The following is a 24009-nucleotide window of genomic DNA, read 5'->3' on the forward strand; positions in this document are numbered from 1 at the left end:
GTTCACGTGATCGCCTCCAGCACGGCCAGCGCCTTGGCTTCGATGGCGTCATGGGCGGCTTCATCGTCCAGGCTGACAAAGGCATCGGCGATAAAGGCCTGAAGCATCAGCTTGCGCGCTTCAGCAGGCGGAAGACCGCGCGAGGCGAGATAAAACAGCGCTTGCTTGTCGAGCTCGCCCACCGTGGCGCCATGCGCGCATTTCACATCATCGGCGAAAATCTCAAGCTCCGGCTTGGCGTTAGCCGTCGCCGTGCGATCGAGCAGCATCGCCTTTACCGATTGCGAGGCATCGATCTTCTGCGCATCGCGGGCGACGGCCACCTTGCCGAGGAACGAGCCGGTTGCCGTTTCGCCGAGCACGGAGCGAACCACCTGGTTGCTGGTACCGCCGCGTTCAACATGGCGCACGTCCGTGACAATTTCGAGCGTCTGGTCTCCGGTCCCGAGGATCGCACCGCCAAGCTCGAAATGCGCGCCCTCGGCAAGCGTCACTTCTACAGCGATGCGGCCATAATCCGCGTCGATCGCCAGGCAATGGAGCGCAAAGCGTGCGTCTTTCTCAAGCCGGATGACGAGAGTTTCGACGGCCACATTCGGTTCGCCGGGCGCCAGCACCAGCTGGCGATTGGCGCTCTCGCCAGCAGCAACGACAATGTCTTCGCGCGTGCCAGCGATATCCGGCCATACCGGCGCGAGCGCATCGATATCGCTATAGCGCCAGGCCTCGTCGCGACGGGTTGGAAGGGGAAGAGTATCGCTCATGCCGCTTCCGCAATCGCCTCATAGCCCTGCTCTTCGAGCACCAGTGCCAGCTCCGCACCGCCGGTCTTCACGATCCGGCCATCGGCCAGCACATGGACAAAATCCGGTTTCACGACATCAAGCAGACGCTGATAATGGGTGATCAACAGCACCGCCTTATCGGCCTGCCGCATGATCGTGTTGATGCCTTCGCCGACCGTGCGCAGCGCATCGATATCGAGACCGCTATCGGTTTCGTCGAGGATCGCGAGCGTCGGATCGATGATACCCATCTGGACCATCTCGTTGCGCTTCTTCTCGCCGCCGGAAAAGCCAACATTGACGGCGCGCTTCAGCATCTCGGCGTTCATTTTGAGCGAGGCGGCCTGGGCACGGGCGAGTTTCAGGAAGTCAGCGCCCGAGAGCTCCTCTTCACCGCGCGCCGTGCGCTGGGCATTGAGCGCTGTGCGCAGGAACTGGACATTGGACACGCCGGGAATTTCGACCGGATATTGGAAGCCCAGGAACAGTCCGGCGGCGGCGCGTTCATGCGGATCCATATCGAGCAGGTCTTCGCCCTTGTAGCTCACCGATCCAGCCGTGACTTCATAGCCGTCCCGGCCGCCCAGCACATAAGCGAGCGTGGATTTGCCAGCACCATTGGGTCCCATGATCGCATGGATTTCGCCCGCACCGATTTCGAGGCTCAGGCCCTTCAAAATGGGCGTCCCGCCAATTTCGGCGTGGAGATTGTCTATCTTAAGCATTGGGTTCCGTTTCATCTGCGGCAGCTTCGCCATCATCATTGTCAGGGGTATCGGGAGCATCGCTGTCCGGCGATTCTTCGTCTGCGCCCTCGGTATCTTCTGCCGCTTCGGCTGCTTCCAATGCTTCATCAGCGGCGGCTTCTGCTTCCCGCGTTTCGCGCGCGGCACTCGCTTCTTCGACGATCAGATGCGCGAGCGCGGCATCAGACTGGGCGACCAAACGTTCGGCGCTTGCCCGGATCGTCGCTTCGGGCGCATCGGGATAGCGGGGCAGCATGCTGAAATAGAAGGCGTTCACATAGGCTGCGCGTTGGCCCGAGCAGCGCAGCAAGGCTTCATCACCAATCACATTGAGCGAGAAACCGGTTTCTTCGAGCTCGACGCCTGCTTCCGTCGCGCAGTTCGAATAGCCGTTGAAAGCGAGCGTCAGGTCGGACGGCGTTGGCGGCTCTTCTTCCTCTGCCGCCTCTTCGTCGTTCGCCTCGTCGTCTTCGGTGGCTTCATCCTCGCCAGCTTCGTCTTCGTCCGAAGTTTCGGCCTCGTCATCCGATGCGTCGCCCTCAGGCGCGGTATTGTCCTCAGCCGCCTCTTCTTCGTCCGCGAACAGGGAATCGATAACGTCGAGATCGACGTCCCCATCGGTCTGCTCCTGAGCCACCAGCGCGGCCGGCGACGCCAACAACAGGCAGGCGGCGAATGGCGTAAGATGCTTGGTCATCCGACACTCCCTTCCAGGCTGATACCCAGCAGTTTCTGCGCTTCGACGGCAAATTCCATCGGCAGCTGTTTGAGCACGTCCTTGGCAAATCCATTGACGATCAACGCCACCGCTTCTTCTTCGTCGAGGCCGCGCTGTTGGGCATAGAACATCTGGTCGTCCGAAATCTTCGAGGTCGTTGCCTCATGCTCGATCTGCGCGGTCGGGTTCTTCACCTCGATATACGGGACCGTGTGCGCGCCGCATTGATCACCGAGCAACAGGCTGTCGCACTGGGTGAAGTTGCGCACGCCTTCAGCCTTGGGACCAACGCGGACGAGACCGCGATAGGTGTTGTCCGATTTACCCGCGCTGATGCCTTTCGAGATAATCGTTGAGCGGGTGCCCGGCGCATTATGGATCATCTTGGTGCCGGTATCGGCCTGCTGGTAATTATTGGTGAGCGCGACCGAATAGAATTCGCCAACGCTGTTTTCGCCATTCAGCACACAGCTCGGATATTTCCAGGTGATCGCGCTACCTGTCTCAACCTGAGTCCAGCTGATCTTCGAATTCTTGCCCTGGCACAGGCCCCGCTTGGTGACGAAATTATAGATCCCGCCCTTGCCTTCGGCATCGCCCGGATACCAATTCTGGACGGTAGAATATTTGATCTCGGCATCGTCGAGCGCAACCAGCTCAACAACGGCGGCATGGAGCTGATTCTCGTCACGCATCGGCGCGGTGCAGCCTTCGAGATAGGAGACATAGCTCCCCTTCTCGGCAATGATCAGGGTCCGTTCGAACTGGCCGGTATTTTCCGCGTTGATCCGGAAATAGGTCGACAATTCCATCGGGCAGCGCACGCCTTCTGGGATGTAGACAAAGGTGCCATCGGAAAAGACCGCCGAGTTGAGCGCGGCGAAATAATTGTCATGGACTGGCACGACCTTGGCGAGCCATTTCTTGACGAGCTCTGGATGCTCCCGGATCGCTTCGGAAATCGACAGGAAGATAACGCCCGCCTTGGAGAGTTCCTCGCGAAAGGTGGTGGCAACGCTGACGCTATCGAACACCGCATCAACGGCCACTTTGCGTGCGCCCTCCACACCGGCGAGAACTTTCTGTTCCTCGATCGGAATGCCGAGCTTTTCATAGACCCGGAGAATCTCGGGATCGACTTCATCCAGGCTGTTGAGCTTTGGCTTCGCCTTGGGCTCGGCGTAATAATAGGCATCCTGATAATCGATCGGCGGGATGTTGAGCTTGGCCCAATCCGGGCTCTCCATTTCCTGCCAGCGCCGGAACGCCTTGAGCCGCCACTCGAGCATCCATTCCGGCTCGTCCTTCTTCGCCGAAATGAACCGGACGGTATCTTCATTGAGTCCCTTGGGCGCAAAATCCTGTTCGATGTCGGACGAGAAACCCCATTCATAGGTCTCCGCCTTTTTCGCCGCCTCAAAGGCTTCTTCGTTACGGACTTTCGCTTCGTCGGTCATGCGGTGGCGCTTTCAATAGCGGAAACGGGTTCGGAATGGGCAAGGGTCGCAAGGCTGACATCGGCCAGCGCATCGCGGATGACTGTATTGACGATCGCCCAATGCGGTTTGACCTGGCAGGAGGCTTCGAGAGCGCAATCCTGCTTCCCATGCTCGACACAGGCAGTCATGGCGATCGGGCCTTCAACCGTCTCGATGATATCGGCAAGGCTAATCGCGGCCGCCGGACGAGCAAGCTGGATACCGCCGCCTGCACCGCGGATCGATTTCAGCAATCCACCGCGCGACAAAAGGCTCACCAGTTTCTGGGTTGTGGGCAGCGGAATGCCGGTTTCTTCGGCGAGCTGGGTCGCGCTCGTACGGGCGCCCCCGCAATGCTGTGCGGCCGCCTGCATCGTCACAACTGCATAATCTGCCATGCTCGACAGGCGCATAATGAGATCCTTAATCGGACTGATTCGGTCTGATTAAGGCGATTTGGGCGGTCAGCCGCCGAAAATCAAGCTTTTAGTGGCAAATTTTCGCCTATGTGTCGGAGATTATCTTGCTGACCTTGCCTTCAAGCTTTTTCCGGCCTTTGAGCACTTCAGCGGTCAGTGTCTCGGGCTCGTTGCTCATCTTACCCGGGGTTACGCCAGTGAACTCCTTGATCTCGCGGATAAGGTGAGATTGGTCGTAAAAAGCGTCTTCGACAGGCTCGTCCGCATCGCCATCCTTGCGCACCAGCAATGCGGCAGCTCGCAGTGCGCGATATTTTCGCGCGAGGAATTTGGGCGAGGCGCCATAGAAACGCTTCGTCATACGTTCGACCTGACGTTTCGACAGACCTGTCTGTTCGATCAGATCGTTGATGTTCGGATCAGGGCTGCTCGCCAGCCATTCATCGACCAGCCGCGTGAACCAGATTGGTGAGGATTCAGCGTCCTTGAGCAACTCGCGTGCAAAAGCTTCGCCAATCTCCACTTTCTCGGCCATGGTTTCAGCCGCGAGTAGCGCAGCATGGGTTTCCATCACCCCATCACCGAAAACCGAGACCGCATCTATGAGTCTATTCGTGTGTTTCTCGGCATCGGCACCCATCAGGCCACCCCAGCCGGCGGGTTGCAATCCAATTCCGAACAATTCGAGCGGGCCGGTGATATGGCCGATCGAAGGTCCGGTCGTCGGGCCAATGATGATCACCGGGGAGGCGTCCATATAGACGCCATCGTGAAATTCATATCCGCCCGAGCCCTGCAGTACGAAACGTATCTGGGCGCGATCGGCACGTTCGGTTTGTTTATGGTCTTCGATATCCGCAGCGAACAGGTAGAAGGTCGACACCAGCTCCTGAAGGTCGTCTGGCGGCGGTGCGAATTCCAATGAAAATTTCGACAGATCAGTCAAACAGTCGGCGCCCCAAGGATGTTTATTTTTTTGTTCTGAAACAGGGGTTAGCGCAACTTAATGACAAAAAAAAGCGGCCCGCGACAGTTTCCTGCCGGAGCCGCTAGTTTAAGCACCCCCACATGGGGGTCCTTCGGGTCGCAGATCCTGTCTAGGCCAGCATTATGCGGGCGTATTGGACAGAAGCGACACGCGGGACATTATCCTCCAGATTGGACAGATTCGATCCAGGCATTGACCTGTTCTTCGAGAATATCGAGAGGCACCGGGCCGGGCGCCAGCACCGAATCATGGAATCCCCGCCAATCGAAATCATCGCCCAGCGTATCCATCGCATTCTGCCGAAGCTCCATGATCCGAAGCTTCCCGATCATATAGGCCGTCGCCTGGCCCGGATAGACGATATAGCGTTCAATCGCCTTGCGAATATCACCCTCGGGATTTGGTGTGTTCTCCTGCAGATAGGCAATCGCATCTTCGCGCGACCAGCGCATGTGATGGATGCCGGTATCGACGACGAGCCGGCAGGCGCGCCAAAGCTCCATACCCAATCGACCGAAATCGGAATAGGGATCGGTATATCCACCCATATCCTTGCCAAGCTCTTCCGCGTAGAGCCCCCAGCCTTCGGTATAGGCGGTGAATCCGCCGAACCGGCGGAAAGGCGGGATGTTGCCGCTTTCCACCTGGAGTGCGCGCTGGAGATGATGGCCCGGCACCGCTTCATGATAAGCCAGCGCCTCCATTTCGGTGCGGGACATATCGCGCAGGTTATAGAGATTCACATAATAGGTACCCGGACGCGATCCATCAGGTGTCGGCGCCTGGTAGAAAGCCTTGCCGGCCGATTGCTCACGAAATGCCTCAACCGGCTGCACAACAACTTCGGCCTGCGGCAGCCGACCGAAAAATTCGGGCAGCCGTTCCTGCATCGCCGCGATCGTCGCATTGGCATCGGCGAGATAGGCCTCGCGCGTCGGATAGAAATACTCATCCCCATTGCGCAGATGGGAGAAGAAGTCCTGGAGACTGCCTTCAAACTCAACCTGCGCCATGATCGCGCGCATCTCGCCGTGGATCCGCTCAACTTCGCGCAGTCCGATCTGGTGCACTTCATCGGCCGTCAGGTCGGTCGTCGTATAATAGCGGAGCCGCTCGGCATAATATTCGGCGCCATTGTCGAAGCGCCAGATACCGTCCTGGTCGGGTGCATTGGCCTGTTGGCGCTCGAACATCGCGATCAGCCGCTCATAGGCGGGGCCTACCGATTCAAGCAGCGCCGCGCGACCACGGGCGATGAGATCGGCCTTCTCTTCATCGGTGATATCCAGCGAATTCACCTTGCTCTGAAGATCAGCATAGAGCGGCGTATCATCGCCTTCGCTAAACGGGGCACCGGTGATCACATTGCGGGTATCGGAAATGATATAGGGGAACACCCAATCTGGCGGCACAACGCCATTGGCTTCACGCGCCTCCGCTTCAGCAATCAGTTGATCGATCACGGTGCCAAGGCCGGTGAGCCGGCTGATATAGGCTTCGGCGTGGGACGGTTCGGACACCCGATGGATATTGATCAGAAAGGCGGGCAGCTGGCTCTGCGCACCGTTCATCTGGTCAAAGATATAGTCATTACCGCGAAACTCGAAAGCTGCGGCGCTGCGCTCGGCCATCCGCTCGAACAGCTGAAAGGATAGACGCGACTGAGCGTTGAGATCGGCATTGGCGAAACTGGCGCGCATCTCATCGCGCGCGGCAATCAACCGTTCCTGTTCGGCCACCGTATCGGCATCGCTGAAATCGCCCCATGTGCCATAATCGGCATCGCGAATACCGCGAAAGGATTTGGTGAGCGGCGAGAAGGCGAGTTCGGCCTCGTCAAAAGCTTCGAAAAAGGTGGAGAGCGCGGCGTCCGCGCTCTGCTCCATCGGCGCTTCGGCAGTCTCAGCAGAAGTCTGCGCGGCGGCGGACACGGTGATTGCCGGAGCTGCGGCGAGACCGGCAATCAAAATGGTTGATGACAGAAATAGGCTGCGAGGCATTGCGAACTCCATATATCCAGATTGGCAATTCTGAGGTTGGCAATGTCTTTGGCCGATCTCGGTGCTTTTGACCAGCCGTGCCCACGCTGCCATAGCCCCGCCCATGGCGATCTACCCGCTTTTGCGTCCGATGATTTTCACCCTTGATGCCGAGCGGGCACACGGCCTGACTATTGCGGCTCTCAAAATGGCGCCGATTGGATCACCGCCCGCGTCTCCGCCAGCCCTCACCCAGACGATCACCGGCCTCACCTTCCCCAATCCAGTGGGTCTGGCAGCCGGCTTCGACAAAAATGCCGAAGTGCCCCGCCAGATGCTGGGCCTCGGCTTTGGCTTTGCAGAGGTCGGTACGCTGACGCCGTTACCCCAGCCTGGCAATCCGAAGCCGCGCATGTTTCGCCTGACCGCTGATCAGGGCGTGATCAACCGGCTGGGCTTCAACAATGACGGCCAGACATCGGCCGCCGAACGTTTGTCCCGCCGCGATCGGAGCCGAGGAATTGTTGGCATCAATATCGGCGCCAACAAGGATAGCGAGGATCGGGTTGCTGATTATGAAATCGGTGTACGCGCCATGGCCCCGCTTGCCGATTATCTGACGATCAATATTTCTTCGCCGAACACGCCAGGTCTCCGCGCGTTGCAGGACGAAGGCGCGCTGGACGATCTCCTCGCGCGATGCATGGCGGCGCGCGGCGATCATAGCGTACCGATTTTCCTCAAGGTCGCACCGGACCTTGAGCCAGCCGATATCGATGCGATCACCCGGATCGCGATGGCCCGGCAGATCAATGCATTGATCATTGGCAACACGACAATCAGCAGACCCGAACTGCGATCCGTTCATGCTCAGGAAACAGGCGGCCTGTCTGGCAAGCCGCTCGCAACGCTGGCGCGCGAACGGCTGGCAGACTTTCGATCGGCCACCGGCGGCGTGCTGCCGCTGATCGCCGTCGGTGGAATCGATTCTGCCGAAGAGGCGTGGAGCCGCATCCGCGCCGGAGCTTCGCTGATCCAGATATATACGGCGCTCGCCTATCATGGCCCGGGCCTCGCGCGGCGGATCGTGCACGGTCTCGAACAACTGCGCCAACGCGATGGTTTTGACACGCTAACCGCGGCCGTCGGTACTGCAGCATGAACGGGCTAGGCGCTTCCCAATTGTCCGGCTAGAAAGCTCAGCATGATCCGATCTCTCGCTCTATCTCTCGTCCTCATTGCATCGCCGCTTATCGGCTGTGCGCCCGTCTCAGCCCAGCCGGAACCCGCATCAGCATCCATGCCCGGCATGGTATCTGCAGCCGATCCGCGTGCAGCGGCAGCGGGCCAAGAGATATTGCGCGCAGGCGGTTCAGCAACCGATGCCGCCATGGCCATGATGCTCGCGCTGACGGTGGTCGAGCCGCAGAGCTCAGGGATTGGCGGGGGCGGCTTTTTCGTGCGCCATGACGCAGCAACCGGCCAGCCAACCACAATCGATGGGCGCGAGACCGCTCCGTCCACGGCGACACCGGATCTGTTTCTCAATGAACAGGGCGAACCGCTCGGCTTTCGCCAGGCCGTACCGGGAGGCCGGTCCGTCGGCATCCCTGGCAATATCCGGCTAATGGCAGAGGTCCATGGCCGTTGGGGACAGCTCGAATGGGCGCAGCTTTTCGAGCCTGCCATCCGGCTTGCCGAAGAAGGCTATACGGTCAATGCGCGGATGGCTCGATTCCTCGGCTTCTTCGCGGAAATTTGGCAGAACTTCCCGGATGCCCAAGCGCTCTATTGGGAAGATGGCGCACCCAAGGAAGACGGCGACACAGTCCACAATCCAGCGCTTGCTGCCCTGTTGCGGCGCGTTGCCAGCGAGGGCCCCGACAGCTTCTATAGCGGCGAGAATGTCGAAGCGATCCAGGCCGCGACATCGAACAGCCCGATTAACTCGCTGACCATTCCCGCCGACGATTTCGCCAGCTACCGCGCAATCGAACGCGCCGCGATATGTCAGCCCTATCGCAGCTATAGAGTGTGCGGCATGGGCCCGCCCTCCTCTGGCGCGACCACTGTATTACAGATTCTCGGTATGCTCGAACGGTTCGATATGGGCGAGCTTGGCCCGCGCAGCGCGCAGAGCTGGCATCTGATCGGCGAAGCGATGCGCCTCGCCTATGCCGACCGGTCGATGTATCTCGGCGATATGGATTTCGTGTCCGTTCCGGTCGAAGGTCTGCTTGATCGCGATTACCTTGCCCAACGCTCGGCACTGATTTCCGAGACGTCTGGACTTGGCAGCTATGAAGCCGGCACGCCGCCGGGCAGCGAAGCCCGCACCGCCGGACTGGATGGCGAGATCTCCGGGACCACGCATTTTGTCGCGGTGGACAGCAGCGGCAATGTCGTCACCATGACATCAACTATCGAAGGTCCGTTCGGCAGCCAGCTGGTCGCCAATGGCTATTTCCTCAACAATGAGCTGACCGATTTCGATTTTACGCCGGAACGCGATGGCGCGCCGGTTGCCAATGCCGTGGCACCGGGCAAGCGGCCGCTATCCTCCATGTCGCCAACGCTGGTCTATGATGCAGACGGGCGCCTCGTCCTGGCACTCGGCTCAGCCGGTGGCCGCCGGATCATCATGCACGTCGCCAAGACGCTGATCGGTGTGCTCGACTGGGGACTGCCGGTCGATGAAGCGATTGCCCTGCCCAATATCTATTTCGGCGGTGACGGATTGCGGATCGAACAGGATAGCTATCTTGCCGAGATACAGGGCGAGATTTCGGCGCTGAGCGGCCTTGTCGTTGCCTCCCGTCTCACCTCCAAAGTCAATGCCGTGCAATGGACGGAAAACGGATGGGTCGGCGCCGCCGATCCCCGCAGCCCGGGCGTTGCCCTAAGCGAATGATGTAATCCCCGGGGATAACCAGCGATGCGCCAACTCGAACATTTTCCTAATCTTCTGACCATGTTCTTTACCCGTGTCCGCGAAAAGGGCGATGCGCCTTTCTTGTGGCATTACGGCGAAGATGGCTGGGAGGCCCAAACCTGGCGCGAGATCGCTGAACAGGTTTCCGCTCTTGCTGATGCGTTAGAAAAGCTCGGGCTGCAGCGTGGTGATCGCGTTGTGCTGGTGTCCGAGAACCGGCCCGAATTCTGCGTTGCCGATCTCGCCATCATGGCGGCCGGCTGCATCGCCGTGCCGACCTACACCACGAATACCGAGCGCGATCATGCGCATATCCTGGAAGACAGCCGGGCCAAGGCGGTCATCGTTTCGAACCAGAAACTCGCCAAGACGGTCACCAGCGCGGCGCTGCTTGCCACCCATTGCAAGACAATCATTGGTATCGAGCCGATGCGCATCGGCCAGGGCGGCGATATCCAGTTTCACGACTGGGCCGAGCTGATCGAAGCGGAAACGCCGGATGTCGATGCGCGGGCCGAACGCTGTGACTTCACCCGCGAAGATACCGCCTGCATCATCTATACGAGCGGCACCGGCGGTGCGCCGCGCGGCGTGATGCAGCATCATGGCGCCATCCTTCACAATTGCGAGGGCTGTGTCGCGGTCATCTCCGAAGATTTCGGCTGGAAGGAAGAGGTGTTCCTCTCATTCCTGCCGCTGAGCCATGCCTATGAGCATAGCGGTGGCCAGTTCTTCCCGATCGGGCTTGGCGGCCAGATATATTATTCGCGCGGGCTGGAAAAGCTTGCTGCCGATATCCTTGAAACCAGGCCAACGATCATGGTGGTCGTGCCGCGGCTGTTCGAAGTACTGCGCCAAAGATTGCTCAAGACAATCGAAAAGCAGGGCAAATTCCCCAATTTCATGCTGCAACGCGCGCTTGATATTGGCGAGAAGGACTATGCAGGGTCCGTTCCGTTCAAGGACAGGCCGATGGATGTGCTGCTCGACGTGATCCTGCGACCCAAGATCCGCAAGCGCTTTGGCGGCCGACTCAAGGCGATGGTGTCCGGCGGCGCGCCGCTCAATCCGGAGATCGGCATCTTCTTCCACTCACTCGGCCTCACATTACTGCAAGGCTATGGGCAAACGGAGTCCGGCCCGGTTATCAGCTGCAATCGCCCCAAGACCGGCCTGAAAATGGATACCGTCGGGCCGCCACTCATCAATACCGAGGTGAAGATTGCCGAAGATGGCGAGATCCTCGTCAAAGGCGAGCTGGTAATGCAGGGCTATTGGCGCAACGACGAAGAGACCGCGCGCGTGCTGAAGGACGGATGGCTGCACACTGGCGATATCGGCCATATCGATGAAGAAGGCCGGATTGCGATTACCGATCGCAAAAAGGATCTGATCGTCAACGACAAGGGCGATAATGTCGCGCCCCAACGCGTTGAAGGCATGCTCACTCTCGAACCCGAAATCCTGCAGGCGATGGTGGTCGGCGACAAGCGGCCGCATCTGGTGGGCTTGATCGTGCCGGATCCGGAGTGGATGCGGGAATGGGCCGCAGCCACTGGCGTCCCCAATGATGAAGAAGAGCTACGCGACAATGCCGATTTCCAAAAGGCCGTCTCCGCCGCCGTCGACCGGGTCAATAAGGGCCTGGCCACGGTCGAAAAGGTGCGCCGCGTGATCCTCGCCGACGAAGCCTTCACGGTCGAGAATGACCAGATGACGCCGTCTATGAAGATCCGTCGACATGTCCTGCGCGATGCCTATGGCGAGCGTCTGAACGCGCTCTACCGGCATTAGTCGCTACGGACTGAAAAGCCTGGCTATTCTTCGCGATACGGCGTGAACTCGCCCAATACGCAGCTGCCGAAAGACGCGCCGCTATAGGGGTCACGCACTTCAAGCACTTCACCGCTGCAGAGCTGGCTCGACCCATAGCGCTGGCTGACCAAGGTGCTGGTCGAGCGCAAAGTCGGGCAGATGCCATCCAGATCGTTCCGGTAGACGGTGCCACCCACACGATACAGGATCGCCTGGTTGCCGATGATCGATGTCTGGGTGTTGGGCCGTGTATGGATGCAGGGCTGCGGATCGCCTGGCGTCTTGCCGTCAAGCATATTGGCCATCCGGCGCTCGTCCCGTTCGGACAGCGAATCAGTACCCTCGCTACTCGCTTCCATTGCATTGGCAGCGCATCCCGCAAGCAGGGGCAGCACTACCGCCATAGCTATCATTCGAACCATGACCGTTCCTTTCGCTTTTTCGCCCCCGAAAGTCCCGGATACCATAGTTTTGGCTAGAACGCATCTTTCGCCGCGCGCCGCGCGGCCAACTCATCCGCTGACCTGGCTCGCATAAAGGGGTTCGTTGCGCGCTCGTCGCCGATCGTTGTGGGCACTGTTGCTTCGCCCTTGGCGCGCATCGCCAGCACCTGATCCATCCGCTCGGCGAGCGCCTGATTGTCGGGTTCTGCCGTCACGGCATAGCGGCCATTGGCCTCGGTATATTCGTGCGCACAATAGACTTTGGTCTCATCCGGCAGTCCTTCGAGCTTGCGCATATTGGCGTACATCTGCTCGGCCGTGCCTTCGAAAAGCCGGCCACAGCCCATCGCGAACAGCGTATCGCCGACAAAGGCCGCCTGTTCGCTGGGCAGATGATAGGCGATATGCCCGGCGGTATGCGCAGGAACGTCGATCACGTCCGCGACGACCGGTCCAAGGGCAACTGTATCGCCTTCTTTCACCATTACATCCAAGGTCGGAATCCGCGCCTGTTCCGCCTCCGGCCCGGTAATCGTACAGCCGGTGGCAGCCTTGATCGCTTCATTGCCGCCAGTGTGATCGGGATGCCAATGGGTGTTCCAGATCTGGGTGATCTGCCAGCCGCGCGCATTCGCCTCGGCCAGCACCGGATCGGCAACGGCCGGATCCACCACCATGGTTTCGCGGCTTTCGGCTTCATGAGCGAGCCAGACATAATTGTCGGAAAGGACTGGGATTCGGACGATTTCTAGCATTTTTCGAGGTTTACCGGGTTCCGGGCTGCAAGTCGAATATTAACCGCAATTCAAGACGCGGTGATTACCATAGATTTGCGATGAACCATCTGACGATCCCGATGCGGTTTCTTGCCATGGCAACTGCGCTGCTGGCATTTCTGGGAACGGCCTTTCCGGCTGTTGCTGCGCCATTGGGTCCGCGGGTCTGCACTTTGGCTACTTCCACCGATATCGGCCTGATCTCGGCGCTGCAGCTCGAAGAGCGTTGCAAGGTGGCCGATGACTCGATTGCCGGGCCTCGCATCTGGGCCTTTTCAGACGTTTCCGATGTCATCGATCCCGGCCAAGATCAGATGCTGATCGTCGATCCATCAAGTTTTGACAGCTTCGCAGTCTATTTCCGGGATGAGGCGGGTGACTGGTCGGGGCACCGCTATGGCCCCGAGATCGCAACCGAGAATTGGCGCGCGGGCATGCGCTTTGCCTTGCCAATCGATACGGGCGGGATGCCGGTGACTGAAATGGCAGTCTCTTTCGATCGCCCGCAACTGTCGGCCAATATTTCGCATCTGGCGATCGAGAATGCCGCTGATACTGAAGCCAGCCATTATTATACCAGCCTGTTCTACGCGATCTTCATCGGCGTCCTGCTGCTGCCCATGGTGTACAACACCGCCTTCTTCATCATCCTGCGCGAGGAATTCACCCTCTGGCATATGGCAATGGTGACAGGCGCGCTCGGCTATGTCCTGTGCTCTGGTGGCTTCGTCCACTTTCTGTTTCCGTCCATGCCGCTCAGCCTGCGATGGTCGCTCAATCTGTGGAGCATCGCACTCGCCATATCCTCGGCCGCCATGTTCTTCCGCAGCTTCATCGAACCCGACAAACTCTCTCCGGCAATTCGGCGGGGCCTCGCTCTATCGGCGGCGCTGATCCCGATTGTCACCCTCACCATCATGCTGGCGGGAGAATTGCTCCGTCCGGTCGCGCAGAATCTTTTCCTCCTCTCCTTCCTCCCGGTCATGACCTTCATCACCGCTGGTGTTGTTCAGTCACTGCGCCGGGGAAGTCGCGCCGCGCGATTTATCTTCATCGCCTGTTGCGCGCTCATCCTCTCGATGAGCGAACGCGTGTTGCGCGGCATGGATCTCTATGAAGGTCCGATCTGGCTAGATTTCATCGTATATGCGACGCTTGCCTTTGAGATGATTGTCACCGCGCTCGGCATCGCTGATCGGATGATGATCATCCGCCGCCAACGCGACAGCGCCCGGGAAAGCGAAGCGGCCTATGAGAAATTATCCCGCACCGATTACCTTACAGGCCTCAATAATCGCCGCGCCATTGTTGCCTCGTTCGACGAAGCAACAGGATCCTTTGGCGCACGCGGTTTCGCGTTGCTCGACCTCGATCATTTCAAAAAGATCAATGACGATCATGGCCATGAGGTTGGGGATCGGGCGCTGCAAGCTGTCGCTGCCATCATGCGCGACTGGAGCAATATCTCCGCAGGCCGGATTGGCGGCGAAGAATTTGTCGCGCTGATCCACAGTGTCGACCCGACGGATACGGCCGAACGTCTGTGCAAGGCGATACGCGAGACAGTGCACAGGGCCGTGCCCGAACTTAATGATCCACTGACTGTCAGCATTGGGTTGGTGTCGATCCTGCCGGGGCAGACCTTTACCCAGGCCCATCGCGCCGCCGATCGCTGCCTCTATCAAGCCAAAGAAAAGGGCCGGGATTGCGTCGTTTCGGAATGGAAAGCACCGCGCATCAGCACGGCAAAACAGGTTGCCTAGGCCTCAGCGCCTACCACTCGCCAATATTTTCCATCGACGACCAGGGTTCAGCCGGCGGCTTGGGCTCGCCCTTTTGGAGAAGCTCGATCGAAATATTGTCGGGTGATCGAACAAAGGCCATGCGCCCATCACGCGGCGGGCGATTAATCGTTATGCCGCCGTCCATCAGTCGTTGGCAACTCTCATAAATATCGTCGACCGCATAGGCGAGATGCCCAAAATTGCGGCCTTCGCCATAGACTTCGGGTTCGCTGCCATCTTCGGGTGGCCAGTTATAAGTGAGCTCGACCTGTGCGTCTTCGTCGCCAGGTGCGGCCAGGAACACCAATGAAAAGCGCCCCGCCTCGATATCGTAGCGTTTCAGTTCCTCGAGCCCGAGCAAATCGAAAAAGGCGAGCGTCGCATCGATATCCGAAACGCGGATCATCGTGTGGAGATATTTCATCGCAGTCTGCCTCTTTCGTTCAACGGTTCATCGCAAGTCAGCAACGGTTCATCTACGGCGCGCCATAGCGGAAATCCATCAAGGGTCGCGTCATAGACGCCTGCCGGAGCAAGCGAAAGCGCCGGCCGGTGCCCATAGGGGTAAACGGGATGACCGACGAAACCAAAGAGACAATTTTGAGCGGCTGGCGCCGCCCGGACGGGCGGACGCTGTTGATTGCCAGCGGGATGCTTGGTGTGAGCATCGTGGTCGGCGGCTATCTGCTGGGTGACGGCTTGTTGCGCGCCCGCATGGCCGACCGATCAGTGACGGTGCGCGGCCTCGCCGAACGCGAAGTCACCGCCGACCTTGCCACCTGGACAATTTCCTATTCGGCGCGTTCTGCCAATCTCGGCGATGCGCAGCGCGATATTGATCGCGACACCGAAGCGATCCGCGCTTTTTTCGACGAGCTCGGCTTTGAAACCGAAGCGCTGCAGCCCTCGGGCGTCAATGTCTCGCAATATAGCAGCAATCAGGGCGGGCAGACCTATACGATCCGCCAGCGATTGCAGCTCCGCACGACCGATATCGAACGCGCCCAGGCGGCGGTTGCGCGGCAGTTCGATCTCGTGCGCCGCGGGGTTGTTCTCGAAGACGGATCGGGGATGAGCTTCACCTTCACCCGGCTCAATGAGATCAAGCCAGAGATGGTCGCCGAGGCGACGCAAGATGCGCGCTCATCGGCCAACCAGTTTGCCGAAGATAGCGGCACGGCCGTGGGCGGCATCCGCAATGCGACACAGGGCTATTTCTCGATCTCATCGCGCGATGGCGATGCGGGCGGCTATGGCGTCGCCGATACGCCGTACAAGCTGGTCCGGGTCGTCACGACGATCGATTTCTATCTCGATTAAGGCTGCGGGTCGGTCGGGTCGGCGCTGTCGGTTTCCAACCCATCGGGCAGTTCCACCGGTATGGTCGGGCCTGCGGTGAGCAAGGCGGCGAGGCGCTCAAGATTGCGCCGGGCCGCCTGGCCGGACGGGCCGTCTGGATCCGCGGCAGAGGCGCGGCCCCAGGCCTGCTCGGCTACGCCATAGGCGTTGAGGCCGATGGCGATATTCCCGGCCTCAAGCAAGGTCGCCGGGTCATCCTGATCGAGCTCAAGCGCGCGATCGATAAAATTGCCGGCTTCGTCAAAATTGCCCTGTCGGCGCGCGAGTGTTGCCGACAACAGCCAGACCAGCTTGTCATTGGGCATCAACGCCTGGGCTGCGACCAGATCGGTCTGCGCCGCCGTTCCATCTTCCAAGGCCACGTGCGCCTGGGCGCGTTCGAGCAGGACATTACCGCGCACCGAATCGCGCAGCTGATCGCTCGCCAAAGCGGTATCAAAACGCGCGCGCGCCGTTTCGGCATTGCCGTCCGCCAGTGCCATGCGCCCCGCATTCACGAGGATCCCGAGCTGGCGCGTATCGTTCGTCGCCTCTGATCGGGCATGGGCTTGCATATAGGATTGTTCCGCACGGCCCCATTCGCCCTGATTTTCATAGCCCACACCCAGGCAGAGATGCGCGTCGACGCCATTGTCGGTGAGCGCCCAGCGCGCGCCCTCGGCAATCGCAGCGTCTGGATCCTGTTGTGCAAGCTGAATGCAGTTGAGCAGCCGTTGCGCCTCGGCCAGCGCCAAGCTTTGATCCTCTGGTTCCGGCCCGCGCGGCGGAATGAGTATCGGATCAACAGCCGGCGGAGCGGCCTGCATAGCCGCGAGGAACAGAAGGAAACTCATGTCAGGACGCTTTCAGGCTTTCGAGCAGCCATTCGATCTGGGCCAATAGCCGTGCGACATCTTCGATCCGCGACAGCCGGTGGTCGCCATCCTTTACGAGCGTGACATGGACATCGGCTGAACGCAGCTGGCGCGCGAGCCGAACCGAATATTCCCAGGGCACGTCATTGTCCTGTTGGCCATGGACGAGGCGCACCGGGCAATCGATCGCAATCTCGGTGCCGAGCAACCGGCTCGCTTCACCGCTTTCGAAAAAGGCGCGGCTGGTGACATAGGGCGAATCGTCATAGTCCGATGGTTGTTCCAACCGGCCGTCGCGCAGGATGGTGAGCTTTTCATCCTGGGTGAAGCCCCAATCGGTGAAGTCCGGCGCGGCGGCAATGCCGACCAGCGCAGCCACCCGTTCCGGATGGGCGAGCGCACAGAGCAGCATCAACCAACCGCCCATCGACGATCCGACCAGCACAACCGGGCCAAGCACCAGCGCGTTGACGAGATCCATCACATCGTCGCGCCAATCGGTGATCTTCTGCTCTTCGAACGAACCGGAACTGGAACCGCACCCCGAATAATCAAGCAACAGGCAGGCCCGATCTTCGGCTTCGGCATAGGCCATGATCGCGCTCGCCTTGGAACCGGTCATGTCGGACATATAGCCAGGCAGGAAGACGAGCGTCGGCCCGATCCCTTCGCGATGCCTATATGCGAGTGTCGGCTGGCCAGCCCGTTCGTGATAGCGAAGTTCGCTCATTCCGATGCCCTTTCCCATGCAGGCGATTCGCGCATGGCTGTAACCATGAATGGCCGCGATGCGAACCCCGGTTGAGAGCAGATCATTTTTGCCATCGGAAGGACAAGGACATGCCCCTGACCCGCTTCGCCGCTCATTCCGCGATTGCCGCCACCGCGCTGGCGGCCTTCGCAATCCCTATTCCGTCAACCGTGACGCCAGCCGCCGCCGTCGCCCAGACAGCCGGTGCGCAAGCCATCGCATCCGGCCAGTTCCGCGGCGCAGACCGCTCGCACCGTGCGAACGGATCGGCAACCATTATAAGGCGCGCCAATGGCGATCTGGTTGTCCAATTTGAAGATTTCTCGGTGACCGGTGGCCCCGACCTCAGGGTCTGGGTGACGGATGCCGCGGATGTCCGCAATGCCCGGACCGCGCGCCGCGCCAACCATGTTGATCTCGGGCGGTTACGGCGCAGCAGTGGTGATCAGAGCTATGTGATCCCGGCCGGGGCGCTGGACGGCAATCACCGATCGATTGTGATCTGGTGCCGTGCTTTTGGTGTATTCTTTGCAAGCGCGCCGCTCAGCTAGCAGCGACAATCGCCTCTTCGACCTGATCGAGCCGGTCCTTACCGAAGAACATCTCGTCACCGACATAAAAGGTCGGGATCCCAAAGGCCCCGCGCTCGACCGCAGCCGCTGTATTATCCATCAGCTTCTGCTTGATCTCCGGGTCCTGTGAACCTTCAATGAGCGCCGCCCCGTCAAAGCCGGACTCGGTCATGGCAGCTGCATAGGCTTCCGGATCGTCCATCTTTTTCGGTTCGACCCACATATGGTGGAGGCCCGCCTCGATATATTCCATCAGCCGTCCATCGCGCTCGGCGACCAGCGCGCCGCGCTGCAGCTGGACGGTATTGATCGGGAAATTCGGATTGAACTGAAATTCGGTCAGCGCATGCTTCTTCACAAAGCGCCCAAATTCGAGCTGTTCATAGGCGAGCTTGTTCGGGATCGGCGCATAGGCAATCATCGGCGCCTTGTTGCCCGTAGATTTGAAAATCCCACCCAAGAGGCACGGAATATAGTTGAAGGTTGCGCCTGTGCGCTCGGCAATCGGCCCGATTGCGCGATGCGAGAGATAGGCATTGGGGCTCGCAAAATCGAAAATGAAATCGACGGTGACAGTCATGGCTACCAACTCTCCTTCCAGGGGCGCAGATCCAGCTCGTGCGTCCAGGCGCTGCGCGTCTGGCGATGGAGCATCACATAATTCTGGGCAATGGCATCAGGCGACAAAATGGCGTCTTCCTCGCGCCGCGCATCGACGTTCGGGTCATTCTGCCGGATGAAATTGGAATCGATCGCGCCATCAATCACGATATGGGCGACATGGATATTTTTCGGTCCCAATTCGCGCGCCATCGCCTGGGCGAGCGCCCGCAGCGCAAATTTGGCACCGGCAAAGGCGCTATAGCCCGGGCCGCCGCGCATACTGGCCGTTGCGCCGGTGAAGAGGATCGTCCCCTTGCCGCGCTCGGTCATAAATCTGGCCGCTTCCCGACCCATCAGGAAGCCGGAGAACGCCGCCATCTCCCATACCTTGCGATACACCCGGCCCGTGGTCTCAGTAATCGGGAAGTTCACATTCGCACCGATATTGAAGACGGCGACTTCGATCGGACCGATCTCGGATTCAATTTGCTCGACCAGAGCCACCATCGCATCTTCATCACGCGCGTCGGTCGGCAGCGCATGAGCGGTGCCGCCATCCGCGCGGATCGAATCCGCCAGTTTTTCCAGCGCATCGCCATGCCGCGGCCGGCGGACCAGGCAGGCCTGATACCCTTCTTTTGCAAAGGCGCGTGCAATCGCGCCACCGGTGTCATCACCGGCTCCAATGACAAGACATACGGGTTGGGATGATTCGCTCATGTCCCAGAGCTAGACTGCATCAGTTGTGAAATGCAACTTTACTGCTGCCCGTGATCTCGTGCCTGTTGCTTGACTTGGCTCCGCCCCCATCTAAGGCAGCGCATTCAAGCTAAACACCGTAACTGGAGCCAAGAAGAGACCGATGTCCCAGATGATTGCCATAACCCTGCCCGATGGATCCGTTCGCGAAGTCGCGTCCGGCACCACCCCGGCAGAGATTGCGGCAGATATCGGGCCGGGCCTCGCCAAGGCTGCGCTCGCTGCAAAGATCGATGGCGAAGTGCGTGACATCATGCGCCCGCTCGACAGCGATACCGAGCTCGCGCTGATCACGTCACGCGATGAAGCCGAAGCGCTTGAGCTGGCACGGCATGACTATGCCCATGTGCTGGCCGAGGCGGTGCAGAACATCTTCCCGGGCACGCAGATTACCTTCGGGCCGGCAACCGATGATGGCTTTTATTATGACTTCGCGCCCAAGGATCGCCCCTTTACGGACGAGGACCTGCCGGCGATCGAAGAGGAAATGCGCCGCATCATACAGGCCGACAAACCGCTGATCCGCGAAGTCTGGGAGCGTGATGCACTGATCGAGCGGTGGCAGAAGGACGGCGAAGCGTTCAAGGCCGAATGGGCGGGCGAGTTGCCAGACGATGAAGAGCTCAGCGTCTATTGGTCGGGCGAGCCCGGTGCTGATGATGCCTGGATGGATATGTGCCGCGGCCCGCATCTTGCCTCAACCGGCAAGCTCGATCCCAAGGCATTCAAACTGTTGCGCGTATCGGGCGCCTATTGGCGCGGCGACCAGCGCAATCCGCAGCTATCGCGCATCTATGGCACGGGCTGGCTCAATCGGAAGCAGCTTGCCCAGCATTTGCATCGGCTGGAAGAAGCCGCCAAGCGCGATCACCGCAAGCTCGGCCAGGAAATGGATCTGTTCCATCTCCAGCCCGAAGCGCAGGGCAGCGTCTTCTGGCACGCAAAGGGCTATATCATCTGGCGCGAGATGGAGGCCTATATGCGCCGCCGGATCGACGAAGCCGGCTATAATGAAGTCAAGACGCCGCAGCTGATGGACGCGCGGCAATGGCAGCAATCGGGCCATTGGGGCAAATATCGCGAGAATATGTTCGTGGTGCCTGACGAGATTCCCTCGACCGAAGATGAGGGGCCGATCGTCTCCAGCGATGCTGACATGATGGCACTCAAGCCGATGAACTGCCCGGCCCATGTGCTGATCTTCCGCCAGGGCATCAAAAGCTATCGCGACCTGCCGATCCGCATGGCGGAGATGGGCTGCTGCCATCGTAACGAACCGCATGGCGCGCTGCACGGCCTGTTGCGGGTTCGCCAGATGACGCAGGATGACGGCCATATCTTCGTCCGCGAAGATCAGCTGGTCGAAGAAGTGCGGCAGTTCTGTGAACTCACCGATCGCGTCTATCGCGATTTCGGTTTCGAAAAATATGCGATCAAGCTGGCACTGCGGCCTGAAGAGCGTTTCGGTTCCGATGAAGATTGGGACACGGCCGAAGACGAGCTGCGCAATGCGGTGATCGAAGCGGGCATGGCGACCGAAGACTATGGCTGGGAAGAATTGCCGGGCGAAGGGGCCTTTTATGCGCCCAAGCTCGAATGGCATCTGACCGATGCGATTGGCCGAACCTGGCAGGTTGGCACGATCCAGTCAGACCGGGTGCTGCCCGAGCGGCTCGACGCGAGCTATGTCGGCGAAGATGGCGAACGGCATCGTCCCGTCATGCTGCACCGCGCTGTGATCGGCACCTATGAGCGCTTTATCGGCATTCTCATCGAGAATTATTCGGGCAAGCTGCCGCTCTGGTTGGCGCCGGTACAGGCCATCATCGCGACGATTGTTTCGGATGCGGATGGCTATGCCAATGAGGTGCGCGAGAAATTGCACGCGGCAGGCATTCGCGTCGAGACGGATCTGCGCAATGAGAAGATCAACTATAAGGTGCGCGAACACAGCCTTGCGAAGGTGCCGAACCTGGTTGTGGTCGGCAAACGCGAGGCTGAAGAAGGTACGGTTGCACTGCGTCGGCTCGGCTCTGACGAGCATCAAAAGGTGATGAGCGTAGATGATCTTGTCGCGATGCTGCGCGATGAAGCGACCCCGCCGGACCTGAAATAGAGGCAAACAATCGCTCGATCGGCAATCGATGCCTTTGATTCCGCGCCGAAGCACCGTATATTAGACGAAAGGCACACTGACGTGCCCCTAAACTTTAGGAGATAGAGCTATACGCCCCCCGATGTCCCGCCGCCCTGCGGCACCGCCGATGAACGGCCCCCGCTATAATCAGTTTATTCAGTCGCCAAAGGTCCGTGTGATCGACGAGAACGGCGATAATCTGGGTGTATTGCTAACCAACGAAGCGATTGAACAGGCCGCCGATGTCGGCCTCGATCTCGTGGAAGTCTCTCCGAATGCGGACCCGCCCGTGGCGAAGTTCCTCGATGTCGGCAAATATAAGTATGAGGCCCAGAAAAAGGCCAATGCCGCGCGTAAATCGCAGAAAACGCAAGACATCAAAGAGATCAAGATGCGCCCGAACATCGATGATCACGACTATGACGTGAAGATGAAGAAGGTGAACCAGTTCATCGACGATGGTGACAAGGTGAAGGTGACTTTGCGCTTCCGCGGACGTGAACTCTCGCATCGCGAGCTCGGCATGCAATTGCTGCGCCGCGTGCAGGAAGACACCAAGGAAAACGCAAAAACCGAAGCACATCCGAAGATGGAAGGCCGTCAGATGCTGATGGTTCTTGCGCCGAAGTAATTCTGGCTCCCGAATTCTGCCCGGCTGCAAGGCTGGCAATCCAGAAAACGGACAGCTGTCGGCGCATATTCTCGCAACCGACTTTCTGACTGGCGGAACCGTTATCGCGGTGGCATGGGCGAATCATGACCGCGCCGCGTTTCGTCTTTCCGCTGTTCCTCGTGGGCAGCATCATCCTTTCGGCCGGGCCGCTCTTCGTGCGGCTCGCCGATGTTGGTGCGGTACAATCGGCTTTCTGGCGGCTGGCGATTGGCGCGCCGATGTTGTTCCTGCTGGTGCGCGCGGTTGAAGGCCGCTTTCCGAGCCTGCCGAAGGGCAGCGCGCTGGTCTGGCTATTGCTCGGCGGTTTCTTCTTTGCGGCAGACCTCGGCAGCTGGCATCTCGGCATTGAACGCACGACGCTGGCCAATTCAACCTTGCTCGCCAATGCGACCGCCTTCCTGTTTCCGGTCTGGGGCTATCTCGTCGTGCGCCGCTGGCCGACGCCCTTTGCAGCGATCGCGTTGTTGTTGGCGGCGGTGGGGATACTGACCCTGGCGGGGGATTCAGCGAGTGTATCACCGACCAATCTGCGCGGTGATCTGTTCTGTCTGCTCGCGGCGGTTTTCTACACCGGATATCTGATCGTGATGAACCGCGCGCGCGCCGGGCTATCGGCCTTGTCCGCATTGGGGTTCGCCACCACAGCCGGCGCGCTTTTCCTATTGCCTGCCGCGCTTATCGCCGATGGTAATTTCTGGCCGCAGGACTGGACGCCCCTGCTGCTGCTCGCCCTGACCAGCCAGGTCGCTGGCCAAGGGTTGGTGATCTACGCGCTGCCGCATCTGCCGCCGCTCGCCAGTGGCCTCGGCCTCCTCGTTCAGCCGCTTTTCTCTTCGCTGCTGGGCTTTCTGTGGTTTGCGGAAATACTCACGACCGTCGATGTGGTCGGCATGGCGCTGATCTTCGTTGCGATACTGCTGGTGCGGAGACCCGGCACCGTCAGCGCATCGGTCGAGACCCGCGTCCCGCCATCCCTGGGCGGTGCGCAGGCGCCCGATCGTTAAGTAAGGCCGCTATTCCTCCGGCAGTACCGCCGGCGGTTCCCATAGCTCGATCGCATTGCCTTCCGGATCATGGACCCGGGCAAACAGGCCATAGCTGCCGTCGAGATCCCATTCGTCGTTGCGCATCACCTCGATACCCGCGGCGGTTAGTTTCTCGCTGATGGCCGCGAGATCATCGACCCGCAAATTGATCATGAACGCCTTGTCGGCCGCGAAATAGTCGCTGTCCTGCTTGAAGGGCGCGAAAACGGTCGGTCCGGCAGCCTGGTTCCACCAGCTATCGCCGCCGCCAAGATCGAAATGATCGCGATACCATTGCGTCAGCGCCTTGGGATCCTTGGCCCGGAAAAAGAGCCCGCCAATGCCTGTAACACCCATATCTTCCTCCCGATTCTCCCCTGCCCGCCCACTATAGGCCGCCAATCTCGTGCCGG

24 protein-coding genes are annotated in these 24009 nt (G+C 59.8%); 9 read left to right on the forward strand and 15 right to left on the reverse strand.

Translation table 11 applies throughout. The annotated features are described in order from the left end of the window. Window positions 1–2: 2 nt before the first annotated feature. The 7 genes from HFP51_RS10755 to HFP51_RS10785 form a co-directional block, all read right to left on the reverse strand. Window positions 3–764, reverse strand: coding sequence for a SufD family Fe-S cluster assembly protein (locus HFP51_RS10755; RefSeq protein ID WP_176875718.1), 762 nt, complete (start codon window positions 762–764; stop codon window positions 3–5). Then, complete coding sequence (sufC, locus tag HFP51_RS10760) at window positions 761–1510, reverse strand: Fe-S cluster assembly ATPase SufC (protein ID WP_176875719.1); 750 nt, start codon at window positions 1508–1510, stop codon at window positions 761–763. Before sufC ends, HFP51_RS10755 begins: the two co-directional genes overlap by 4 nt. Beyond that, complete coding sequence (locus tag HFP51_RS10765; RefSeq protein WP_176875720.1) at window positions 1503–2228, reverse strand: hypothetical protein; 726 nt, start codon at window positions 2226–2228, stop codon at window positions 1503–1505. The genes sufC and HFP51_RS10765 overlap by 8 nt, the downstream gene beginning before the upstream one ends. Continuing rightward, on the reverse strand, window positions 2225–3706 hold the full coding sequence (gene sufB / locus HFP51_RS10770; protein ID WP_176875721.1) for a Fe-S cluster assembly protein SufB: 1482 nt from the start codon (window positions 3704–3706) through the stop codon (window positions 2225–2227). The genes HFP51_RS10765 and sufB overlap by 4 nt, the downstream gene beginning before the upstream one ends. Further along, window positions 3703–4140 carry an SUF system Fe-S cluster assembly regulator gene (locus tag HFP51_RS10775; protein ID WP_176875722.1) on the reverse strand — a complete coding sequence of 146 codons (438 nt, stop codon included), beginning with the start codon at window positions 4138–4140 and terminating at the stop codon, window positions 3703–3705. Before HFP51_RS10775 ends, sufB begins: the two co-directional genes overlap by 4 nt. A 91-nt stretch (window positions 4141–4231) precedes the next feature. Continuing rightward, window positions 4232–5092, reverse strand: coding sequence for a helix-turn-helix domain-containing protein (locus HFP51_RS10780; protein WP_176875723.1), 861 nt, complete (start codon window positions 5090–5092; stop codon window positions 4232–4234). 200 nt (window positions 5093–5292) lie between these two features. Further along, window positions 5293–7134 (reverse strand): DUF885 family protein, encoded by a 1842-nt coding sequence (locus HFP51_RS10785; RefSeq protein ID WP_176875724.1) that lies wholly within the window; start codon window positions 7132–7134, stop codon window positions 5293–5295. A 103-nt stretch (window positions 7135–7237) separates the two neighbouring features. Between HFP51_RS10785 and HFP51_RS10790 the strand changes: the two genes are divergently transcribed. The 3 genes from HFP51_RS10790 to HFP51_RS10800 are packed head-to-tail and all read left to right on the forward strand — an operon-like array spanning window position 7238 to window position 11839. Next, complete coding sequence (locus HFP51_RS10790; RefSeq protein WP_176875725.1) at window positions 7238–8275, forward strand: quinone-dependent dihydroorotate dehydrogenase; 1038 nt, start codon at window positions 7238–7240, stop codon at window positions 8273–8275. A gap of 42 nt (window positions 8276–8317) precedes the next feature. Further along, window positions 8318–10024, forward strand: a complete 1707-nt coding sequence (gene ggt / locus HFP51_RS10795) for a gamma-glutamyltransferase (protein ID WP_176875726.1) — start codon at window positions 8318–8320, stop codon at window positions 10022–10024. 24 nt (window positions 10025–10048) lie between these two features. Then, window positions 10049–11839 (forward strand): long-chain fatty acid--CoA ligase, encoded by a 1791-nt coding sequence (locus HFP51_RS10800; protein WP_176875727.1) that lies wholly within the window; start codon window positions 10049–10051, stop codon window positions 11837–11839. Window positions 11840–11862: 23 nt separating this feature from the next. Here the strand turns inward: HFP51_RS10800 and HFP51_RS10805 are convergent, their stop codons facing one another. Both HFP51_RS10805 and gloB read right to left on the reverse strand, forming a co-directional pair. Next, window positions 11863–12282, reverse strand: coding sequence for a hypothetical protein (locus tag HFP51_RS10805; RefSeq protein ID WP_176875728.1), 420 nt, complete (start codon window positions 12280–12282; stop codon window positions 11863–11865). 53 nt (window positions 12283–12335) lie between these two features. Next, window positions 12336–13058 (reverse strand): hydroxyacylglutathione hydrolase, encoded by a 723-nt coding sequence (gene gloB, locus HFP51_RS10810; RefSeq protein WP_176875729.1) that lies wholly within the window; start codon window positions 13056–13058, stop codon window positions 12336–12338. A gap of 80 nt (window positions 13059–13138) precedes the next feature. Here gloB and HFP51_RS10815 point away from each other — a divergent pair, with 80 nt between their 5' ends. Then, window positions 13139–14842 (forward strand): diguanylate cyclase, encoded by a 1704-nt coding sequence (locus tag HFP51_RS10815; RefSeq protein ID WP_176875730.1) that lies wholly within the window; start codon window positions 13139–13141, stop codon window positions 14840–14842. Between the two features lie 10 nt (window positions 14843–14852). Here HFP51_RS10815 and HFP51_RS10820 read toward each other — a convergent pair whose 3' ends face one another. Then, a complete protein-coding gene (locus HFP51_RS10820; RefSeq protein WP_176875731.1) occupies window positions 14853–15287 on the reverse strand; it encodes a VOC family protein in 435 nt (144 codons plus the stop codon). Window positions 15288–15514: 227 nt separating this feature from the next. Here HFP51_RS10820 and HFP51_RS10825 point away from each other — a divergent pair, with 227 nt between their 5' ends. Further along, window positions 15515–16183 (forward strand): SIMPL domain-containing protein, encoded by a 669-nt coding sequence (locus HFP51_RS10825; protein WP_370462959.1) that lies wholly within the window; start codon window positions 15515–15517, stop codon window positions 16181–16183. Here HFP51_RS10825 and HFP51_RS10830 read toward each other — a convergent pair. Together HFP51_RS10830 and HFP51_RS10835 are read right to left on the reverse strand one after the other, a co-directional pair. Beyond that, window positions 16180–17055, reverse strand: a complete 876-nt coding sequence (locus tag HFP51_RS10830; protein WP_176875733.1) for a lipopolysaccharide assembly protein LapB — start codon at window positions 17053–17055, stop codon at window positions 16180–16182. The genes HFP51_RS10825 and HFP51_RS10830 overlap by 4 nt on opposite strands. Window position 17056: 1 nt before the next feature. After that, window positions 17057–17806 carry an alpha/beta fold hydrolase gene (locus tag HFP51_RS10835; RefSeq protein WP_176875734.1) on the reverse strand — a complete coding sequence of 250 codons (750 nt, stop codon included), beginning with the start codon at window positions 17804–17806 and terminating at the stop codon, window positions 17057–17059. 110 nt (window positions 17807–17916) lie between these two features. Here HFP51_RS10835 and HFP51_RS10840 point away from each other — a divergent pair, with 110 nt between their 5' ends. Beyond that, the gene (locus tag HFP51_RS10840) at window positions 17917–18378 is read left to right on the forward strand and encodes a DM13 domain-containing protein (protein ID WP_176875735.1); all 462 of its coding nucleotides are present in this window, start codon (window positions 17917–17919) and stop codon (window positions 18376–18378) included. Here HFP51_RS10840 and HFP51_RS10845 read toward each other — a convergent pair. Together HFP51_RS10845 and HFP51_RS10850 are read right to left on the reverse strand one after the other, a co-directional pair. Further along, window positions 18371–18979: a 2-hydroxychromene-2-carboxylate isomerase gene (locus tag HFP51_RS10845; RefSeq protein WP_176875736.1), complete on the reverse strand. Its 609-nt coding sequence runs from the start codon at window positions 18977–18979 to the stop codon at window positions 18371–18373. The genes HFP51_RS10840 and HFP51_RS10845 overlap by 8 nt on opposite strands. A 2-nt stretch (window positions 18980–18981) precedes the next feature. Then, window positions 18982–19722, reverse strand: coding sequence for an SDR family oxidoreductase (locus HFP51_RS10850; RefSeq protein ID WP_176875737.1), 741 nt, complete (start codon window positions 19720–19722; stop codon window positions 18982–18984). 142 nt (window positions 19723–19864) lie between these two features. Between HFP51_RS10850 and thrS the strand changes: the two genes are divergently transcribed. The 3 genes from thrS to HFP51_RS10865 all read left to right on the forward strand — a co-directional run bounded on the left by thrS (window position 19865) and on the right by HFP51_RS10865 (window position 23575). Continuing rightward, window positions 19865–21877, forward strand: a complete 2013-nt coding sequence (gene thrS / locus HFP51_RS10855) for a threonine--tRNA ligase (protein ID WP_176875738.1) — start codon at window positions 19865–19867, stop codon at window positions 21875–21877. Window positions 21878–21998: 121 nt separating this feature from the next. Beyond that, entirely contained in the window at window positions 21999–22529 is a 531-nt protein-coding gene (infC, locus tag HFP51_RS10860; protein ID WP_176875739.1) for a translation initiation factor IF-3, read from the forward strand. Window positions 22530–22654: 125 nt separating this feature from the next. Beyond that, window positions 22655–23575, forward strand: coding sequence for a DMT family transporter (locus tag HFP51_RS10865; protein WP_176875740.1), 921 nt, complete (start codon window positions 22655–22657; stop codon window positions 23573–23575). Between the two features lie 9 nt (window positions 23576–23584). Here the strand turns inward: HFP51_RS10865 and HFP51_RS10870 are convergent, their stop codons facing one another. Continuing rightward, window positions 23585–23953 carry a VOC family protein gene (locus HFP51_RS10870; RefSeq protein WP_176875741.1) on the reverse strand — a complete coding sequence of 123 codons (369 nt, stop codon included), beginning with the start codon at window positions 23951–23953 and terminating at the stop codon, window positions 23585–23587. Window positions 23954–24009 lie beyond the last annotated feature (56 nt).

The organism is Parasphingopyxis sp. CP4 (genome assembly GCF_013378055.1).
In the GTDB taxonomy this organism is placed as follows: domain Bacteria; phylum Pseudomonadota; class Alphaproteobacteria; order Sphingomonadales; family Sphingomonadaceae; genus Parasphingopyxis.

What these genes read in the sequence shown, in the direction of transcription:
- HFP51_RS10755 (WP_176875718.1), bottom strand. Translation starts at nt 764, where the DNA reads ATGAGCGATACTCTTCCCCTTCCAACCCGTCGCGACGAGGCCTGGCGC.
- sufC (WP_176875719.1), bottom strand. Translation starts at nt 1,510, where the DNA reads ATGCTTAAGATAGACAATCTCCACGCCGAAATTGGCGGGACGCCCATT.
- HFP51_RS10765 (WP_176875720.1), bottom strand. Translation starts at nt 2,228, where the DNA reads ATGACCAAGCATCTTACGCCATTCGCCGCCTGCCTGTTGTTGGCGTCG.
- sufB (WP_176875721.1), bottom strand. Translation starts at nt 3,706, where the DNA reads ATGACCGACGAAGCGAAAGTCCGTAACGAAGAAGCCTTTGAGGCGGCG.
- HFP51_RS10775 (WP_176875722.1), bottom strand. Translation starts at nt 4,140, where the DNA reads ATGCGCCTGTCGAGCATGGCAGATTATGCAGTTGTGACGATGCAGGCG.
- HFP51_RS10785 (WP_176875724.1), bottom strand. Translation starts at nt 7,134, where the DNA reads ATGCCTCGCAGCCTATTTCTGTCATCAACCATTTTGATTGCCGGTCTC.
- HFP51_RS10790 (WP_176875725.1), top strand. Translation starts at nt 7,238, where the DNA reads ATGGCGATCTACCCGCTTTTGCGTCCGATGATTTTCACCCTTGATGCC.
- ggt (WP_176875726.1), top strand. Translation starts at nt 8,318, where the DNA reads ATGATCCGATCTCTCGCTCTATCTCTCGTCCTCATTGCATCGCCGCTT.
- HFP51_RS10800 (WP_176875727.1), top strand. Translation starts at nt 10,049, where the DNA reads ATGCGCCAACTCGAACATTTTCCTAATCTTCTGACCATGTTCTTTACC.
- HFP51_RS10805 (WP_176875728.1), bottom strand. Translation starts at nt 12,282, where the DNA reads ATGGTTCGAATGATAGCTATGGCGGTAGTGCTGCCCCTGCTTGCGGGA.
- gloB (WP_176875729.1), bottom strand. Translation starts at nt 13,058, where the DNA reads ATGCTAGAAATCGTCCGAATCCCAGTCCTTTCCGACAATTATGTCTGG.
- HFP51_RS10815 (WP_176875730.1), top strand. Translation starts at nt 13,139, where the DNA reads ATGAACCATCTGACGATCCCGATGCGGTTTCTTGCCATGGCAACTGCG.
- HFP51_RS10820 (WP_176875731.1), bottom strand. Translation starts at nt 15,287, where the DNA reads ATGAAATATCTCCACACGATGATCCGCGTTTCGGATATCGATGCGACG.
- HFP51_RS10825 (WP_370462959.1), top strand. Translation starts at nt 15,515, where the DNA reads ATGCTTGGTGTGAGCATCGTGGTCGGCGGCTATCTGCTGGGTGACGGC.
- HFP51_RS10830 (WP_176875733.1), bottom strand. Translation starts at nt 17,055, where the DNA reads ATGAGTTTCCTTCTGTTCCTCGCGGCTATGCAGGCCGCTCCGCCGGCT.
- HFP51_RS10835 (WP_176875734.1), bottom strand. Translation starts at nt 17,806, where the DNA reads ATGAGCGAACTTCGCTATCACGAACGGGCTGGCCAGCCGACACTCGCA.
- HFP51_RS10840 (WP_176875735.1), top strand. Translation starts at nt 17,917, where the DNA reads ATGCCCCTGACCCGCTTCGCCGCTCATTCCGCGATTGCCGCCACCGCG.
- HFP51_RS10845 (WP_176875736.1), bottom strand. Translation starts at nt 18,979, where the DNA reads ATGACTGTCACCGTCGATTTCATTTTCGATTTTGCGAGCCCCAATGCC.
- HFP51_RS10850 (WP_176875737.1), bottom strand. Translation starts at nt 19,722, where the DNA reads ATGAGCGAATCATCCCAACCCGTATGTCTTGTCATTGGAGCCGGTGAT.
- thrS (WP_176875738.1), top strand. Translation starts at nt 19,865, where the DNA reads ATGTCCCAGATGATTGCCATAACCCTGCCCGATGGATCCGTTCGCGAA.
- infC (WP_176875739.1), top strand. Translation starts at nt 21,999, where the DNA reads ATGTCCCGCCGCCCTGCGGCACCGCCGATGAACGGCCCCCGCTATAAT.
- HFP51_RS10865 (WP_176875740.1), top strand. Translation starts at nt 22,655, where the DNA reads ATGACCGCGCCGCGTTTCGTCTTTCCGCTGTTCCTCGTGGGCAGCATC.
- HFP51_RS10870 (WP_176875741.1), bottom strand. Translation starts at nt 23,953, where the DNA reads ATGGGTGTTACAGGCATTGGCGGGCTCTTTTTCCGGGCCAAGGATCCC.